The organism is Methylobacterium sp. Leaf125 (assembly GCF_001423085.1).
Lineage (GTDB): Bacteria > Pseudomonadota > Alphaproteobacteria > Rhizobiales > Beijerinckiaceae > Methylobacterium.
In genome coordinates this window covers 228,156-244,994 of sequence record NZ_LMNU01000001.1, presented here as the reverse complement: position 1 = coordinate 244,994, position 16,839 = coordinate 228,156, and the positions used below count along the sequence as shown (strand labels likewise).

Here is a 16,839-nt window from a genome sequence, read left to right as displayed (position 1 = left end):
GCGCGAGGTTCTCCCGCATGACGGTCTCTCCCGCATGACCCCTTCTCCCGCATGACAACTTCCCCCGCATGACCCCCTCCCGCCTGGGCCTCGTTGCGCTCCTCGTCACCCTGGTCATCGACCAGGCCTCGAAGCTCTGGCTCTATCTCGGCACCGATCTGGTGCTGACGCAGCCCTGGCGGATCGCGCCCTTCGCCGAGTTCCTCGTGGTGTGGAACCGGGGCGTCTCCTACGGGATGTTCCAGCAGGAGGGCGGGATCGGCCGCTGGGTGCTGGTGGGGGTGTCCTGCCTCGCGGCCCTGGGCCTGTCGCTCTGGATGCGACGGGCGGACTCGCGCCTGCTGGCCGTGGCCCTCGGGCTCGTTGCGGGCGGCGCCCTCGGCAATGCCATCGACCGCGCGGCCTACGGCGCGGTGTTCGACTTCGTGCACCTGCACTGGCGCAGCTGGTCCTGGTACGTCTTCAACATCGCCGATGCGGCCATCGTCGCGGGCGTCGTCGGCCTCATCCTCGACAGCCTGCGGCCCGCCCCCCGGAGCACCGGTTCCGAGCTCTGAGGCTCCGCCGTCGTTTCCGTCGGACCTGTGGTCCGTAAACCACAACCGGGATCGTTGTGCCGGCTGGGCTGGTGCAGTGCGGTCAAGGCGCCATACGATCGCCTGAAACCGGGGTCAGGCCGAGGAGGTCGGATCAAGATCGCGGCACAAGGCGATCATCCGGGCTCGGGGAACCGGGGCCCACAACCGGGCGGAGAGCGGGGACAGCATGATCGGACATCGGGCTTTGCTGGTGGTGGCAGGCATCCTGACCGCCGGGAGCGCTCAGGCGCAGCAGGGCGTGTTCATGCGCGACACGCTCAGCAGCATCGGCCTGATCGAACCCGAGAAGCCCGCGATCACCTACCGCGAGCGTGCCCCCCTGGTGATGCCGCCCAAGCTCGACGGCAAGTCGCTGCCGCCGCCGCGCCAGCCCGAAGCCTCGGCGCAGTGGCCGAAGGATCCGGAGGTCGTCCAGCGGGAGCGGGAGCGCGAGGAGGCCCGGAAGCCGATCGTCCGCGGCGCCCAGGGCCGGATGAACGACAACAACATGACGCTCTCCATCGACGAGATGCGCGGAGGCCGCCGCGCGAGCGCCCAGGGCCGTACCGAGCCGGGCCGGCCCGAGGGCGAGAACGACGATCGCAATTCCTTCTGGTCGAACCCCTTCGGCCTGCGTTCCGCCGAGGTCGCGGAGCCGTCGCAGGTCGAGCCGGACCGCGACGTCCTCACCGATCCGCCCACCGGCTACCGCAAGCCGCCGCGCAAGGTCGCCAAGACCAACGGCGACCCCGTGAACAACCCCTATCGCGAGCGTGAGGAGTCCGATCCGGGCGCCTACGTGCGCGCGCGCTCCGCGAACTGAACCCCGGGGTCCGGCCCGGTGCCGCAGGGGCGGCGAGTCACCGCACGCGGACCCGTTTCCTGCCCCTCCGCCGCACCCCCGTGGCGCGGAGCCGGCGCAATGCCAACATGACGGACGGCCCTCGCGAGCGGCCGGCCGCGGAAGGAAGAGCTTCGATGCACCTGTTCAGGAAGGACATGCCCCTCTTCGGACCCGCGCGCGGCCATGCCAGCGCGGGCCGGGCCGAGGCCGCGCCCTTCGGGCGTTCCGAGGCGGGCGGCCCCGAGGTCAGTGCCTTCGCCCTCGACAACGGCCTCGACGTCGTGGTCGTGCCCGATCACCGGGCTCCGGTCGTCACCCACATGGTGTGGTACCGCAACGGCTCGGCCGATGATCCGCTGGGCCAGTCGGGCATCGCCCACTTCCTCGAGCACCTGATGTTCAAGGGCACCGAGCGGCACCCGATCGGCGCCTTCTCGAAGGCCGTCTCGGGCCTCGGCGGCCAGGAGAACGCCTTCACCTCCTACGACTACACCGCCTATTTCCAGCGCGTCGCCCGCGATCACCTCCGGACCATGATGGAGTTCGAGGCGGACCGCATGACCGGCCTCGTCCTCGACGACGCCGTGGTGGCGCCCGAGCGCGACGTGGTGCTTGAGGAGCGCCGCATGCGGGTCGAGACCGACCCCTCGGCGCAGCTCTCCGAGGCGATGGCCGCCTCCCTGTTCGTGCATCATCCCTATGGCACGCCGATCATCGGCTGGATGCACGAGATCGAGGAGCTGAACCGCACCCACGCCCTCGACTACTACAAGCGCTTCTACACGCCCGAGAACGCCATCCTGGTGGTGGCGGGCGACGTGACCCCGGACGACGTCCGCCGCATGGCCGACGACACCTACGGCCGCGTCACCCCGCAGGGCGCCCGGCCCGTGCGCATCCGCGCCAAGGAGCCGGAGCCCCGGGCGCTCCGCCGCCTCGCCGTGGCCGATCCGAAGGTCGAGCAGCCGACCCTGCAGCGGCTCTACCTCACCCCCTCCTGCATCACCGCGCGGGACGGCGAGTGCCACGCCCTCGAGCTGCTGGCCGAAGTCATGGGCGGCGGCTCCACCTCCTACCTGTATCGCAAGCTGGTGATGGAGCTCGGCGTCGCGGTGAATGCCGGCGCCTGGTACATGGGCTCGGCCATCGACGACACCCGCTTCTCCGTCTACGCGATCCCCGCCGAGGGGGTCAGCCTGGAAAAGCTGGAGGAGGAGGTCGACCGCGTCCTGCGCCGTGTCCCCTCCGAGGCCCTGGAGCCCGAGGCGATCGAGCGGGCCAAGACCCGGCTCGTGGCCGAGACGGTCTATTCGTCCGACAGCCAGTCCTCGCTCGCCCGCATCTACGGCTCGGCGCTGGCCATCGGCGAGAGCATCGAGGAGGTCCGTCGCTGGCCCTCCGACATCGAGGGGGTGACGAAGGCGCGGCTCGTGGCCGTGGCCGAGCGCTACCTGTCGCCCTCCCGATCCGTCACCGGCTACCTGACCAAGGCCCGCGAGGCCGACGCGGCCTGAAGGCCGCTCCCGGCCTCACGGCCGGGCCACGCAATTCGAGAGGCCGCGGCTCCTGCCGCCGCGCCTCGCGCACAGCATGAGGTTCCCATGACCGTGGCCACCACCGACCTGCTCGACCCCGCCACCCGCTCCGCGACCTCGCCGACCCAGGCGGTTCCCGTCGCGGTCGCTCCCGGCATCGAGGCGTGGCACGTCGAATCCCCGGTGGTGCCGCTGATCGCCCTGGCCTTCACCTTCGAGGGCGGCGCGGCCCAGGACCCGGAGGGCAAGGCCGGCGTGGCCCAGATGCTCGCCCGCCTCCTCGACGAGGGGGCTGGCGACCTCACCTCCGACGCCTTCCAGGAGCGCCTCGCCGCCAGGGCCATCGAACTCTCCTTCCATGCCGGCTCCGACGCGCTGGGCGGCTCCCTCAAGATGCTGGTCAAGCATGCCGACGAGGCGATCGACCTCCTGGCCCTGGCCCTGGCCAAGCCCCGCCTCGACCCCGACGCCATCGAGCGGGTCCGGGCCCAGACCCTGGCCGGCCTGCGCTACCAGCAGAACGATCCGGGCGTGATGGCCTCGCGCCGCTTCTTCGCCGAGGCCTATGCCGGGCATCCCTATGCCCGCCCGTCCTCCGGGACACCCGAGAGCATCGCGGCGATCACCCGCGACGACCTCGTGACGATGCATCGCCAGATCATCGGGCGCGGGGCCGTCAAGGTCGCGGCGGTGGGCGCCATCGACGCCGCCCGCCTGGCGGAGAGCCTGGACCGGGCGTTCGGCAAGCTCGACATGGCCACCCCCCTCACGGCGGTGCCCCAGACCCGGATGCAGAACATCGGCGCGCGCCACGTGGTCGATCTCGACGTGCCGCAATCGGTGATCCGTTTCGGCATGAACGGCGTTCCGTGGTGCGACCCGGACTTCATCCCGGCCTACGTCCTGAACCACATCCTGGGCGGCGGTTCCTTCACCTCCCGCCTGTTCCAGGAGGTGCGCGAGAAGCGCGGCCTCGCCTATTCGGTGGGCACGTCCCTGGTCAGCCACCGTGCCGCCTCGATGACCTGGGGCTACACCGCCACCAAGAACGAGCGCGTCGGCGAGGCCCTGTCGGTGATCGGCGAGGAGATCGGCCGCCTTGTCACGGACGGCCCCTCCGACGAGGAGCTGCAGAAGGCCAAGGACTACCTGACCGGCTCCTACGCACTGGGCTTCGACACCTCGACCAAGATCGCGCACCAGCTCGTGCAGATCGCCTTCGAGGGCCTGGGCATGGACTACATCGCCCGCCGCAACGATCTGGTGGCCAACGTGACCCAGGCCGACATCCGCCGCGCCGGGGCCCGCACCTTCGCGGACGGGAAGATGCTGGTGGTCGCCGCCGGCCGTCCCACGGACGTCTGACGGATCACGAACGTTCGGGGGCGCCCGGGTGTCCGGGGCCCGTGGACGAACCGCCGCGCCCGGCTGCGGTGTCTCGGGCCTGTCCGCGGGCACGACGGTTGCTAGTTTCCGCCGGGGCGGCGACGATGCTGCACCGCTGGTTTTCAAGCTCGGGACAGTCCGGATGACATCACGCCTCGCCTCCCTGCCGGCCCGCCTCGCCCTCGTGACGGCGATGGGCCTCGCCGCGACGCCGGCCCTGGCCCATCCCGGTCACGCGCCCGCCGCCGGCCTGACCCAGGGCTTCCTCCATCCCCTCGGCGGCCTCGACCACGTCCTCGCCATGGTGGCGGTGGGCCTGATCGCGGTCCGCATCGGCGGACGCGCCCTGGTGCTCGTCCCCCTGTCCTTCCTCGGCATGATGGCCGTCGGCGGCGCCCTCGGGGTCGCCGGCATCGGGCTGCACTTCGTCGAGATCGGGATCGCCCTCTCGGTGGTGGTGCTCGGTGCCGCCTTGGCCCTGCGTCCGGCCCTGCCGGTCGCCGCCGCCATGGCCCTCGTGGGCGCCTTCGCGGTGTTCCATGGGCATGCCCACGGCGCCGAGATGCCGGAGACCGGCTCGGGCCTCGCCTACGGTCTCGGTTTCCTCGGGGCGACCGCCCTCCTGCACGCGGTGGGCCTCGGTCTCGGCCTCTCGGCCGGGCGGCTCGTGCAGAGCTTCACTGCCCTGCGGGTGACCGGCGCGGGCCTCGCGCTCGCAGGCCTCGGTCTTCTCGCCGGCGCCTTCTGAGCGCCCCACCCGACGTCGTCGAACGGCCCCCTCCCGGGGGCCGTTTCGTTTTCGGACAGGCCGCCCCATCTGACGGGTCCGCCCGTCGCTCAGGGATCAGCCGATGCAACTCGCCGGAATCCACCACCTCACCGCCATCACCGCCCAGGCGGCCGACAACCTGGCCTTCTACACCCGGGTCCTCGGCCTCCGGCTGGTGAAGAAGACGGTGAACCAGGACGACGTCTCGGCCTACCACCTGTTCTACGCCGACGGTCTCGCCTCGCCCGGCACCGACGTGACCTTCTTCGATTGGCCGGCGCCGCGCGAGCGGCGCGGCACCAACAGCATCAGCCGCACCGGCCTGCGCGTTGCGGGCGCCGCCGCGATCGACTGGTGGCGCGAGCACTTCGCCCGGCAGGGCGTAAGCCATGCGGTGCCGGTGGAGCGCGACGGGCGCCTCACCCTGGATTTCGAGGATGGCGAGGGTCAGCGCCTGATGCTGCTGGAGGACGGGGGCGCCGGCGAGGCCCATCCCTGGGCGCAGAGCCCCGTACCGGCGGCGCATCAGATCCGGGGTCTCGGGCCGATCCGCCTCAGCGTGGCGCAGATCGAGCGGACCGAGGCCGTGCTCACCGAGATCCTCGGCATGAATCACGATCGGAACTATGAGCTTCCCGAGGGCGAGGTACGCGTCTATCGCATGGGTGCGGGCGGCCCCGCCGCCGAACTCCACCTCGTGGCCGAACCGAAGCTGTCCCCCGCCCGTCAGGGCGCCGGGGCCGTGCACCACGTCGCCTTCCGCATCCCGGACACCGACTATGCGGCCTGGGCCGATCGCCTCCAGCAGCGGCGCATGCCCTCCAGCGGCCCGGTGGACCGTTACTATTTCCGCAGCCTGTACTTCCGAGAACCCAACGGAATCCTGTTCGAGATCGCCACCGACGGGCCGGGCTTCGCCACCGACGAGCCGATGGAGACCCTGGGCGAGCGCCTGGCCCTGCCGCCCTTCCTCGAACCCCGCCGCGCGGAGATCGAGGCCGGCCTGAAGCCCCTCTGACGGGCCGGGGCAGAATTAAGAACGATTCCAAGCCACTGCACGCGCGTGTGCCTGCGTACGCGCGCCGCCTTGACGGGCCTACCGCAGGTGCGAGAAGACCCCACGCAAAGCTTCGAGATTCGAGCGAAATTCGAGACGGACCGTCGATGAGCAAGTTCAACGAGGAGCGTGTGCTGAGTGTCCATCACTGGACCGACACGCTGTTCTCCTTCCGCACCACCCGCGATCCCGCCTTCCGCTTCCGCAACGGCGAGTTCGTGATGATGGGCCTCGAGGTCGAGGGCCGGCCGCTGCTGCGCGCCTACAGCGTCGTCTCGGCCAATTACGAGGAGGAACTGGAGTTCTTCTCGATCAAGGTGCCGAACGGCCCGCTCACCTCGAAGCTGCAGCACCTCAAGGTCGGCGACCCGATCATCGTCGGCAAGAAGCCCACCGGCACCCTGGTGCTCGACAACCTGATGCCGGGCAAGAACCTCTACCTCCTGGGCACCGGCACCGGCCTCGCGCCCTTCATGTCGATCATCAAGGATCCGGAGACCTACGAGCGCTTCGAGAAGGTCGTCCTCGTCCATGGCTGCCGCCAGGTGCAGGAGCTCGCCTACGGCGAGACCATCACCCAGGATCTGCCGAACCACGAGTTTCTCGGCGAGGTGATCAGCGCCGGGCTGATCTACTACCCGACCGTGACCCGTGAGCCCTTCCGCAACCGCGGCCGTATCACCGACCTGATGACCTCGGGCAAGCTGTTCGAGGATATCGGCCTGCCGCCGATGTCGGTGGAGAACGACCGCTTCATGCTCTGCGGCTCGCCCGACATGATCCGCGACACCCGCCAGCTGCTGACCGAGGGCGGCTACGAGGAGGGCAATCACGGCGAGGCCGGCCACTACGTCATCGAGAAGGCCTTCGTCGAGAAGTGAGCGGCACGCGCGCCGTCTTCGTCGCCGGCGCCGGGACCGAGATCGGCAAGACCTACGTCACCGCCGCGCTGACGCGGCGGCTGCGCGCCCTGGGCCGCGGCGTGCGGACCCTCAAGCCCCTGGCGAGCGGCGTCCCGCCCCTCGATGCCGCGGATTTCGCGGAGAGCGACACCGGACGCCTGCTCGCGGCGCAGGGCCTGGCGACGACGCCCGAGACGGTCGCCGCCTGCTCGCCCTGGCGCTTCACCGCCCCCTTGAGCCCGGATCTCGCCGCGACCCGCGAGGGTCGGACCCTGGCCCTGGACGACCTCGTCGGCTGGTGCCGGCGAGAGATCGCGGCCACGCCGCCCGACACCACGTTGCTGATCGAGGGGGTCGGCGGCGTGATGAGCCCGGTGACGGGGGAGGCGACCGGCCTTGACTGGCTCAAGGCCCTGCGCCTGCCGGCCCTCCTCGTCTCCGGCTCCTATCTCGGCGCGATCAGCCATGCCCTCACGGCGGCCGAGACCCTGCAGGCGCACGGCGTTCCCCTGCTGGGGATCGTCGTCTGCGCCAGCCCCGACGCGCCGACCCCGCCCGATTTCGTGGCGAGGGCCATCGCCCGGCACCAGGCCGTGCCGGTGATCGTCATCGCCCGCAACGGCGACTGCCCGGTCGACCTCGCGGATCTCGTGCGCCCGGCCTCCGCCGCCTGAACGCCGGCAGTCTCGCCGGAGGCGCCTCAGAGCACCCGAAGCGCGAGCGCTCCGGCCGGGCAGAGCCGGAGCACGTGCGGGCGCTCCGGCAGCACGTCCCAGATCCGCGCCTCCGCGTAGCGCAGCAGGACCGTGCCCCCGGGGCCCGGCCCGTGGAAGCACTGCTCGAGGGCGAGGACCAGGGTGGGGCGGGGCGGATGGGGGCGCAGGGCGGTGTCGATCGCGAGGGTGAGCGCGTCGGCGGCGGAGTCCGGGAAGGCGTCGAAGCTCTGCACCAGTCCGTCGATCTCGTTCCCATCGAGGGTCAGCACGAGGCAGAGCCGAGGCAGGACGCTGGGGCAGGCCGAGACCGGCACGTCGCGCCTCAGGGTCAGGGCGAAGCGAGGCGAGGCTTGCGCCGGATAAGCCCAGCGCTGGGCTTCGCGGACCCCCTGGAAGGGCACCCATTCCTCCGGCTGCGAGGCGGAGGGGGCGGCGACGCGGCCCTCCGCCCGCCCGTCCTGGCGGTAATGCACCAGGGGGTTGATCCCCGCCAGGCCGACATCGGGGTAGCGCGCCACGTACATCAGGGTGCTGAAGGCGGGGTTCGGGTCGAGGCCGGCCTTGGCACCGGCGCGCAGGTAATGCCGCACCGGGTCGAGGCGGGTCGCGCCGCTCTGGCGCCGGTAGAAGGCGGTGTCGAAATCGGCGCTGGGATCGCGGTCCTGCGCCGCGCCGCGCCAGACATAGTGCAGGAACGGGTCGATGCCGGAGCGGGCCACGTCCGGGTTGTTCGTCCGGTAATAGGCCGCGTCGAACAGGCGGGGCACACGGCCGAGGATCACCCGGCGGATCAGGGGCGTCGCGAGGCGGACGGCGTGGAACGTCGGGCTGCGTGTCATGGGAAGGTCGGCGCCTCGCACAACCGACGCAGGACGGCGCGGTAGGCCTCGGGGTCCTCCTCGCGGCCGACCTGGGCGAGACCGGCGCGCTGCACCTGCGTCCAGGCGGCCGCGTCCGCGTGGAGATGCGCCAGCGTCTCGGCGAAGCCCCGGGGATCGTGCCAGTCATGGACCCGGTATCCGGTGCCGTCGGGCCAGCCCATCTGTCCGGCCAGGACCGGGGTGATGACGCTCGGCAGGCCGCGCGCGACGGTCTCCAGCACCTTGTGCGGGAGGCCGGCGGCGAAGCGCGTGGGGGCAAGGGCGACGCGGGCGGCATCGAGGACGGGGCCGATCTCGTCGAGGCGACCGAGGACGGTGACGCCGGGCCGGGTCAGCCGCTCGGCGATGGAGGGCGCGACCGCACCGATGATGGTGACGTGGGCCTCCGGCAGGAGCGCCCGCAGGGCGTCCCAAGCCTGCCCGAAGAACCAGTCGAGGGAATCGATGTTCGGCTCGCCTTCGCGGGCGAGGGACCCGATGAAGACGAACCCCGAGCGGGCGGCGAAGCCGGGCGGGTTCGGATGGGGCGCCTGGACGTGGCCGAGGACCACCGGATCCGCGACCCCGGCCCGGCGCAGCAGGCGCGCGTCGGCCGGGGAGACGCAGACCACCCGGTCGGCCGCCGCGATGGTCCGCAGCTCCAGGGCGGTCGCCCGGGCGAGGGCCGGCCCCGGCGCCGGCCGGCCCTTGAGGGCATCGACGACGAACTCGCGCAGGGCGTAGAGGGATTCGGAATCGAACACCACGCGGGCGCGGCCGACCTCCCGCGGGGTCAGGCCCAGATCCGCCAGGACCTCGCACACCATGCGGATATGCGGTGGCCGGCTGACCCAGAGCACGTCGTAGACCCCGGCCCGCTCGGTGACGAGGCGCCGGAAGCCTTCCCGTCCGCAGGGCTCGATGACTTCGATCCGGTCCGAGAGATCGCGGTAGGTCGTCGCCGGCTCCTCGCGCTCGCCATAGACCGAGCACACCGTCACGGCGTAGCCGAGGTCCGCCATCGCGTTGACGATGGTGTTGGCCCGCGGCAGCCCGGCTCCGAGATCCTGATGCGGGGCCCGGTCGTCGACGTAGAGGACGCGCAGGGCGAAGGGGGCGTCGTCGCGGGGGCCGAAGCCCGTGCGCCGCGGTCCCTGCCCGAAGAGCCAGGGGCCGTGCCGCTCGCGGAAGCGGACCCGGTTGCGATCGAGGAGCGCCTCGACGTCGGCACGCCGGACGCTGGTGCCGCTCTCCACGTGGATCGCCAGGGCCCGGGGCTGGTAGACGACCCGCCGCCCCGCCTGCTGGCAGCGCGCGCAGAGGTCGGTGTCCTCGAAATAGGCCGGCGCGAAGCGGTCGTCGAAGCCGCCGAGATCCGTGAACAGCCGGGCCTCGATCATCAGCAGGGCGCCGGAGACGTAGCCCGCGTCGCGGACGTAGGAGGCCTCCGGCGCGAAGGGATCGAGACCGCCGCGGCCGGCCGGATGGGTCAGCTGCGGGTCGTCCTGGAAGCCGGCCCCGGCCTCCTGCAGGATGCCGCCGGGGAACACCAGCCGCCCACCGACGATGCCGATTTCGTCGGATTCCGCGAAGGTGCGAACCAGGGCCGCGAGGGCGCCGGGCATCAGGTCGATGTCGGGATTGAGGAACAGCACGTAGCGGCCGCGGGCCTCGGCGGCCCCTTGGTTGCAGGCGGGACCGAAGCCGGCATTCTCCGGATTGAGGCGGATCCGGGCGCCGTCGATGCGCCCGAACAGGGCCCGTGTCTCGGCATCGGAGGCGTTGTCGACCAGGATCACCTCGAATGCCGGCCCGGCGAAGGCCTGGTGCCCGGCGAGCTTCGCCAGGGTCCAGGCCAGCAGGTGTCGGGCTCCGCGCGAGACGATCACGACCGAGATCACGGGCGTGGCCTCCGGCCGGAACGCGATGCGGACGTCGTTGAGAAACAACGCGTTCCAGATCAGGGCGGCCTCGACCAGGGCCGCCTTCCGGCCTGCCGGGGCGTCGAGGATGTCGGGGGCCGCCATCATGGAAGGGGCTCCGGGCTCGGCAGAGGGTCGGGCAGGACGGTGATGCGGCCGATGAGATCGTCGTGCAGGACCAGGATCGTGGACGCCGCCGTGCCCGCCCCGAGCCCCGCGAAGGTCACGGCCGCCGGCGCCCCCGGGAGGTCCGCGCGGGCGCTGGCATACGCACTGATATACGGGCTGGAATACACCGAAATCCGGCTGGTATTCAAAAGCGTGACACGTCCGAGGGTGATCTCGCGCGTCGGCGTGCCGATCCGGAAGACCGCGTGGGGATGCGTCCCGAACGCGAGGTGACGCGGCAGCGTCAGGGCCAGGGTCGTCTCGTCTTCGGCGGTGCCGACGCGGACCGCCTGGGCATCCCAATCCGCCGCGACGTCCGCCAGCTGCGCCGCGAGCTCCGCCCGGAGGGGCGGGGGCAGGCGCCGGTCGCGGACCCATTCCGGCGAGAGGGCGAGCCGGAGCCCGGCCAGGCCGGCATCCGCGGACCCGGCCACGTCCGGTCTGTGCCCGGTCTGCGCGGCCTCCGCCCGGGCGAACCAGCGCCGGCGGGCGGGGGTGTAGGGTTCGGCGCCCGGCGGGGCGACGCGCTCGGTGGCGACCAGGAGGCCGAGGTCGGGATCGTTGCGCAGGTCGGACCGCAGGGAGGTTTCGCAGGTGAGGCGTCCGCTCGCCAGGGCGGTGACGAGCCGATCCGGGTCGGTGGCTGCCGGGCGGATAGCCGGCGCATCGGCCCCTGATGGTTTCCCGTCTGAAACAGAGAGCATTGCCAGCAAAGCGGTTTCCGCCTCCTCCGCACGCGCGTTGTAGCCGGCAAACAGATCCGCGCAGGCTCGGGTGAGCGCGGTGAGTTCGGCCGCGTCCGAGGCCAGGGCCAGCACCTGCGTCTTCACCGCCTCGGCGGTGTCCAGGCGATGGGCCGGCACGACGGGGTCGAAGCCCTCGAAACCGAGGGCGGTGCCGATCACGGGCTTGCCGAAGGACAGGGCCTCGGCGACCTTCATCTTCAGGCCGCTGCCCATGAGGATGGGCGCCACCACGAGGTCGACGCCGTCGTAGAAGTCCTCCAGGTCTGGCAGGTAGCCGGCGAAGTGAATACCGGGCCCCGCGGTCGGGCCGAGGCTGTTGCTGATCTCCCCCGCGATGACGAGTTCGGGACGGGCCGGGGTCCAGCCCTCACTCCAGGCCGCGGCGAAGCGCCGGATGGAGAACAGGTTCGGATCGTTGCCGTGGCCGAGGAAGCCGATCCGCCTGACCCGGGTCGGGGCGGTGAAAGGCCGGCGGGCGGGAAAGCGCGGCGGCAGCAGGTGAACCCGGCGGTCGGTGATCGTCCGGAAATAGGCCGCCTCCTCGGACTGGATCGCCAGCACGATGTCGGCCCGGGCGAGGCCCGCCGCCTCGCCCGCCCGATCGGTGTAGAAGAAGTTCGGCTCGGCCCGGAACGGCCGGTATTGGCGCTGCCGGTCGGCGAAGCGGTCGTGCGTGTCGATGAGCGTCAGCACGCCCGGAGGCGCCGCCTCCAGGGCGCGCGACAGGAAGACGTAGTTCATCAGGATCGCGCCGGTCTCGGGATAGGCCTTCCCGTACCAGGACACGAAGGCGCCGACGGCCTCGGGGCACCAGTCGTCGATGGAAAAGCACCGCGACCGGGTGGTGAGCGGGATGGTCGCCGGCGGCTCGATCCGGAAGGTGTGCCGGAACAGGCCCGCCGCCGCGGCCTCGTCGGTGGGCGGGTGCTGCCCGAAGCGGCGGTAGATCTGGTCCTCATGGGCATAATAGGCGAGGTCGACCGCGTACCCGCCGCGCTGCAGGGCGGCGCAGGTGGTGAGCAGCCGGCGCCGGTTGCCGGCGCTGGTCGGAAACGCCGGCATCGGCGCCACCACGAGGATCGCCGGGCCGCTCACCGTCCGCCCTCGCGGCGAAGACGGGCCGGCGTGACGGTGCCGGGACCGAGGAGGAAGGCGGTCTCGACGGTCGCCCCGCGGGGGTTGCCCCAGGCCGGCGCCAGGGTGAGGTCGATCTCGGGGGCGGGGCCGAAGCGGAGCTCGGCCGTCGCCACCCGGGCGCAGCTCCAGGTGCTGCCGGCCCGCAGCAGCAGGTAGTTCGGCACCGTGGAGCCCGAAAGCGTGGCCCGGTGCGCATCGTCGCCCGCGAGGGCGAGGCGGGGCGCCGTCTCGGGCACCGGACTCTCCGCGACGGCGGGCGCCAGGAGCGGGAACAGCGTCGCCAGGGCGTCGAGGGTGTCCGGCATCACCGCGGCCAGCACCGCCTCCCCGAGGGCGGCGCGCGCGGGGCGCGCCAGCTCCGCCACGGGTCGGGGCTTCGGACAGGCGATCGCCTGGTCGCGAAAATGCGTCTCCAGGGTCAGGACGCCGCCCTCCGCCAGGGCCGCCGCCCCGTCCTGCAGGACGAGGAGCCCGGCGGGATCGGACTCAGGGCCGCCGAAGCCGGTGAAGGTCCAGCTGAGCAGGCGCAGGCCCGGCGGCTCCGGGACCGCGAGGGGAATCGGCAGATCGGTGGCCACCGGATAGCGGCAGACCAGCACGCCGTGGCCGGCCGCGAACAGGCGGGCTTCGCGGGGGGCTGGATGGTCGGGAGGGGCGGTCATGCGGCCTTGGGACTCGAGCGGAGCGTGAATCCGCGGATCTCGAACGGTCGAAAGTCACCCCAACCCTCTCTTTCCGGGAGAGGGTGGCGTGTCGTCACGCGCGTGCCCCCAAGGGATCGGCGCAGGCTCCGGAAGGGATCGGCGAGGCGCCAGGGTGCGAAGCCGCGCGCCACGGGAGACGACGGGGCCGCTCAGCCGGCCCGCTGCGCCCCGAAGGCCGCCAGGATGCGAGCCCAGGAGCGGGTGCCCTTGTGGAAGCTGTTGAGGTCGTACTTCTCGTTGGGCGAGTGGATGCGGTCGTCGTCCAGGCCGAAGCCGATCAGCAGCGTGTTGCGGTCGAGGAGGCGCTTGAAGTCGCCCACGATCGGGATCGAGCCGCCGGCGCCGATGGTCACGGCGGGCACGCCCCATTCCTCGGCCAGGGCGGCGCGGGCGGTCTCCAGCTCCGGCATGTCGAAGGGCAGGCTGATGGCGCGGCTGCCCTTGTAGCAGATCACCTCCACCGCGCAGTCGGCCGGGATGCGCGCGCGCACGAAGGCCTCGAAGGTGCGGGCGAGCTGCTCGGGGTCCTGGTCGTCGACGAGGCGGAACGAGACCTTGGCGCTGGCTTGGCCGGCGATCACCGTCTTGGTGCCCTCGCCGGTATAGCCGCCGATGATGCCGTTGACGTCGCAGGCGGGACGCGACTGGATCAGCTCAATCAGCATGCGGCCGCGCTCGCCGGCCGGCTCCGACAGGCCGATGGGTCCGAGGAACGTCTCCGCCGTGAAGTCGAGGCCGCGCCACTGCTCCAGCACCTCCGGCGGCGTCTCGCGCACGCCCTCGTAGAAGCCCGGCAGCGCGACCTTTCCGTCGGCGTCGTGCAGGTCGGCGATGATCTTGGACAGGACGTGGATCGGGTTGCGCGCCGCGCCGCCGAAGAAGCCCGAATGCAGGTCGCGGTCGGCGCAGGTCACCTTCACCTCGAAATACGCGAGGCCGCGCAGGGAGGTGGTGATGGCGGGCGTGGTCGGATTCCACATGCTGGTGTCGCAGACGAGGACGATGTCGGCGCCGAGCTTGTCGCGGTTGGCCGCGACCCATTCGGGCAGCCCCTGCGAGCCGTTCTCCTCGGCGCCCTCGATCAGGAGGGTGACGCCGCAGGGGAGCTCGCCCTCCATCGCCTTGAAGGCCCGGCAGGCCTCGACGAAGGTCATCACCTGGCCCTTGTCGTCCGAGGCGCCGCGCCCGACGATCTTCTGCTTCCCGGCGGCATCGGTGGCGAGGCGCGGCTCGAAGGGGGGCGTCTCCCAGAGATGCAGGGGGTCGACCGGCTGCACGTCGTAGTGCCCGTAGAACAGCACGTGCGGGGTGCCGGGCTTCGGCGCATGGGCCAGCACCACCGGGTGCAGGGAGGTCTCGTGGATCCCGGTCTCGAAGCCCAGGGCCGTCAGGGTGCCGGCGAGCCAGCTCGCGGCCTCGCGGCACTGGGGGGCGAAGGCCGGATCGGTGGAGATCGAGGGGATGCGCAGGAAGGCGAAGAGCCGCTCCAGGGCGTTGTCGAGGTCGCGGTCGATGTCGTTGAGAACGGGGGCGAGCGCGGTCATCGGGCGTCCTTGATCAGGCGAGTGGCTCAGGCGCGTGGCGGCACAGGCGGCGGCACACGTGGCGCCACCGGGTTAGCGCAACGCGCCCGCGCCAAGCAACCAGGGGACCGTCACGGCGGGCCGGTGGGTGATCGGGAAGGGGCGGCCGACAGCCGGCCCCCGGCGCGGGCGGCCTCCGAGCGGCCTCCGGGCGGGCGACCGCGGCGGCCCCGCATCGGTCCGAGGCGCGGCCACGGGATCGGGTCGCCAAGTGGTGCTCCCGTCAAACGTGAACCCGGCGCAGGGATACCCGGCGGGAACACCAGCTTTTTGGAACTGTTATCGAGTGGACCGGGACGGGGCGGATGGTTTTCCCCCGCCGCCGCCCCTGCGAGTTTTTTCCGAACACCAGCGGCGTCGCGCCTTTCGCGCCGCGCAAGCCACGGATACCGCCATGCTCATCGAAAGCGGCTCCAGCCATGCTGCCAACACCCTTGGCATCACCCTGACGATCAATGGCGAGAGCCGGACGCTTCAGGTCGCCCCCTGGACCACACTCCTCGACCTCCTGCGGGAGGACCTCGACCTCACCGGCACCAAGAAGGGCTGCGACCACGGCCAGTGCGGCGCCTGCACGGTGCTGGTGAACGGCACGCGCATCAATTCCTGCCTGACGCTGGCGGTGATGAAGGATGGAGCCAGCATCACCACGGTCGAGGGCTTGGCCGGAGCGCAGGGCTTGGCCGGAGCTGACGGGCTGCACCCGCTTCAGGCGGCCTTCGTCGAGCACGACGCCTTCCAGTGCGGCTACTGCACGCCCGGCCAGCTCTGCTCGGCGGTGGGCATGCTCTCCGAGGGCCATGCCCAGTCGCGGGACGAGATCCGGGAGGCGATGAGCGGCAACATCTGCCGCTGCGGCGCCTACACCAACATCGTCGACGCCATCGAGGACGTGATGCACGCGGGAGCCGCGAAATGAACCGCTTCGATTACGTCCGCCCGACCACCGTCGACGAGGCGGTCCGCGCCGTCGCGTCCGGCACCCAGGCCCGCTTCATCGCCGGAGGCACCAATCTCGTCGACCTGATGAAGTACAACGTCGAGCGGCCCGAGCGCCTCGTCGACATCACCCGCCTGCCCCTCGACCGGATCGAGGCGCGCGATGGCGGCCTCAGCCTCGGCGCCCTGGTAACGAATTCGACCGTGGCCTACGACGACCGGGTCAAGGCGCGGTATCCGCTGCTGTCGAGCGCGATCCTGGCCGGCGCCTCGGGCCAGCTGCGCAACGCCGCCACCACGGGCGGCAACCTCCTGCAGCGCACCCGCTGCTACTATTTCTACGACGACGCCACCCCCTGCAACAAGCGCGAGCCCGGCACCGGCTGCGCCGCCATCGGCGGGGTCAACCGCATCCACGCCATCTTCGGGACGAGCCCGTCCTGCATCGCCACCCACCCCTCCGACATGTGCGTGGCGCTGGCCGCCCTGGAGGCGACGGTCCGGGTCGCCGGCCCGGGGGGCGAGCGCACGATTCCCTTCGCCGACTTCCACCGTCTGCCGGGCGACACCCCTGAGCGGGACACCACCCTGGCGGCGGACGAGATCGTGCTCTCGGTCGACCTGCCCGACGAGGATTTCGGTGCCCACCACACCTACCTGAAGCTGCGCGACCGGCTCTCCTACGCCTTCGCCCTCGTCTCGGTGGCGGCGGTGATCAAGCTCGACGGCGACACCATCCGGACCGCGCGCTTCGCCCTGGGCGGCGTGGCCCACAAGCCCTGGCGCAACCGCGATGCCGAGGCCTCCCTGATCGGGAAGCCCGCCACCGCCGAGACCTTCGCGGCGGCCGCCGAGATCGTCGTGGCCGAGGCACAGCCCCAATCCGAGAACGCGTTCAAGATCGAACTCGCGCGGCGCGCCATCGCCCGCGGCCTCGCCCAGGCCGCCGCCGGCACGCCCCAGTCGCAGTCCGACAAGCGCATCGCCTGAAGG

The 16,839-nt window shown here is 71.7% G+C and carries 15 protein-coding genes; 10 read left to right on the top strand and 5 right to left on the bottom strand.

All coding sequences use genetic code 11. From position 1 onward, the window contains the following. The first annotated feature begins 68 nt into the window (after positions 1–68). The 8 genes from lspA to bioD all read left to right on the top strand — a co-directional run bounded on the left by lspA (position 69) and on the right by bioD (position 7,745). The gene (gene lspA, locus ASF58_RS01080) at positions 69–557 is read left to right on the top strand and encodes a signal peptidase II (protein ID WP_055946344.1); all 489 of its coding nucleotides are present in this window, start codon (positions 69–71) and stop codon (positions 555–557) included. 208 nt (positions 558–765) lie between these two features. Then, complete coding sequence (locus tag ASF58_RS01075) at positions 766–1,401, top strand: hypothetical protein (protein WP_055946341.1); 636 nt, start codon at positions 766–768, stop codon at positions 1,399–1,401. Between the two features lie 155 nt (positions 1,402–1,556). Continuing rightward, complete coding sequence (locus ASF58_RS01070) at positions 1,557–2,936, top strand: pitrilysin family protein (protein ID WP_055946338.1); 1,380 nt, start codon at positions 1,557–1,559, stop codon at positions 2,934–2,936. 87 nt (positions 2,937–3,023) lie between these two features. Beyond that, positions 3,024–4,322, top strand: a complete 1,299-nt coding sequence (locus tag ASF58_RS01065) for a pitrilysin family protein (RefSeq protein ID WP_055946335.1) — start codon at positions 3,024–3,026, stop codon at positions 4,320–4,322. A 163-nt stretch (positions 4,323–4,485) separates the two neighbouring features. Further along, positions 4,486–5,091: a HupE/UreJ family protein gene (locus ASF58_RS01060; protein WP_055946332.1), complete on the top strand. Its 606-nt coding sequence runs from the start codon at positions 4,486–4,488 to the stop codon at positions 5,089–5,091. Between the two features lie 103 nt (positions 5,092–5,194). After that, on the top strand, positions 5,195–6,130 hold the full coding sequence (locus ASF58_RS01055; protein WP_055946329.1) for a ring-cleaving dioxygenase: 936 nt from the start codon (positions 5,195–5,197) through the stop codon (positions 6,128–6,130). A 146-nt stretch (positions 6,131–6,276) separates the two neighbouring features. Then, entirely contained in the window at positions 6,277–7,050 is a 774-nt protein-coding gene (locus ASF58_RS01050; RefSeq protein ID WP_055946326.1) for a ferredoxin--NADP reductase, read from the top strand. Beyond that, entirely contained in the window at positions 7,047–7,745 is a 699-nt protein-coding gene (gene bioD / locus ASF58_RS01045) for a dethiobiotin synthase (protein WP_055946324.1), read from the top strand. The genes ASF58_RS01050 and bioD overlap by 4 nt, the downstream gene beginning before the upstream one ends. A gap of 26 nt (positions 7,746–7,771) precedes the next feature. Here the strand turns inward: bioD and ASF58_RS01040 are convergent, their stop codons facing one another. The 5 genes from ASF58_RS01040 to ASF58_RS01020 form a co-directional block, all read right to left on the bottom strand. After that, complete coding sequence (locus ASF58_RS01040) at positions 7,772–8,626, bottom strand: hypothetical protein (protein WP_055946321.1); 855 nt, start codon at positions 8,624–8,626, stop codon at positions 7,772–7,774. After that, positions 8,623–10,677, bottom strand: a complete 2,055-nt coding sequence (locus ASF58_RS01035; RefSeq protein WP_055946317.1) for a glycosyltransferase — start codon at positions 10,675–10,677, stop codon at positions 8,623–8,625. The genes ASF58_RS01040 and ASF58_RS01035 overlap by 4 nt, the downstream gene beginning before the upstream one ends. Further along, positions 10,674–12,578 carry a glycosyltransferase gene (locus ASF58_RS01030; protein ID WP_348271563.1) on the bottom strand — a complete coding sequence of 635 codons (1,905 nt, stop codon included), beginning with the start codon at positions 12,576–12,578 and terminating at the stop codon, positions 10,674–10,676. The genes ASF58_RS01035 and ASF58_RS01030 overlap by 4 nt, the downstream gene beginning before the upstream one ends. Further along, the gene (locus tag ASF58_RS01025) at positions 12,575–13,282 is read right to left on the bottom strand and encodes a hypothetical protein (RefSeq protein ID WP_055946313.1); all 708 of its coding nucleotides are present in this window, start codon (positions 13,280–13,282) and stop codon (positions 12,575–12,577) included. The genes ASF58_RS01030 and ASF58_RS01025 overlap by 4 nt, the downstream gene beginning before the upstream one ends. Positions 13,283–13,473: 191 nt before the next feature. Next, positions 13,474–14,868, bottom strand: coding sequence for a M20/M25/M40 family metallo-hydrolase (locus ASF58_RS01020; RefSeq protein WP_055946310.1), 1,395 nt, complete (start codon positions 14,866–14,868; stop codon positions 13,474–13,476). Positions 14,869–15,301: 433 nt separating this feature from the next. On the opposite strand from ASF58_RS01020, the gene ASF58_RS01015 reads away from it, so the two are divergent. Together ASF58_RS01015 and ASF58_RS01010 are read left to right on the top strand one after the other, a co-directional pair. Further along, positions 15,302–15,826: a (2Fe-2S)-binding protein gene (locus ASF58_RS01015; RefSeq protein ID WP_055946308.1), complete on the top strand. Its 525-nt coding sequence runs from the start codon at positions 15,302–15,304 to the stop codon at positions 15,824–15,826. After that, the gene (locus ASF58_RS01010) at positions 15,823–16,836 is read left to right on the top strand and encodes a xanthine dehydrogenase family protein subunit M (RefSeq protein WP_055946305.1); all 1,014 of its coding nucleotides are present in this window, start codon (positions 15,823–15,825) and stop codon (positions 16,834–16,836) included. The genes ASF58_RS01015 and ASF58_RS01010 overlap by 4 nt, the downstream gene beginning before the upstream one ends. Positions 16,837–16,839: the final 3 nt, after the last annotated feature.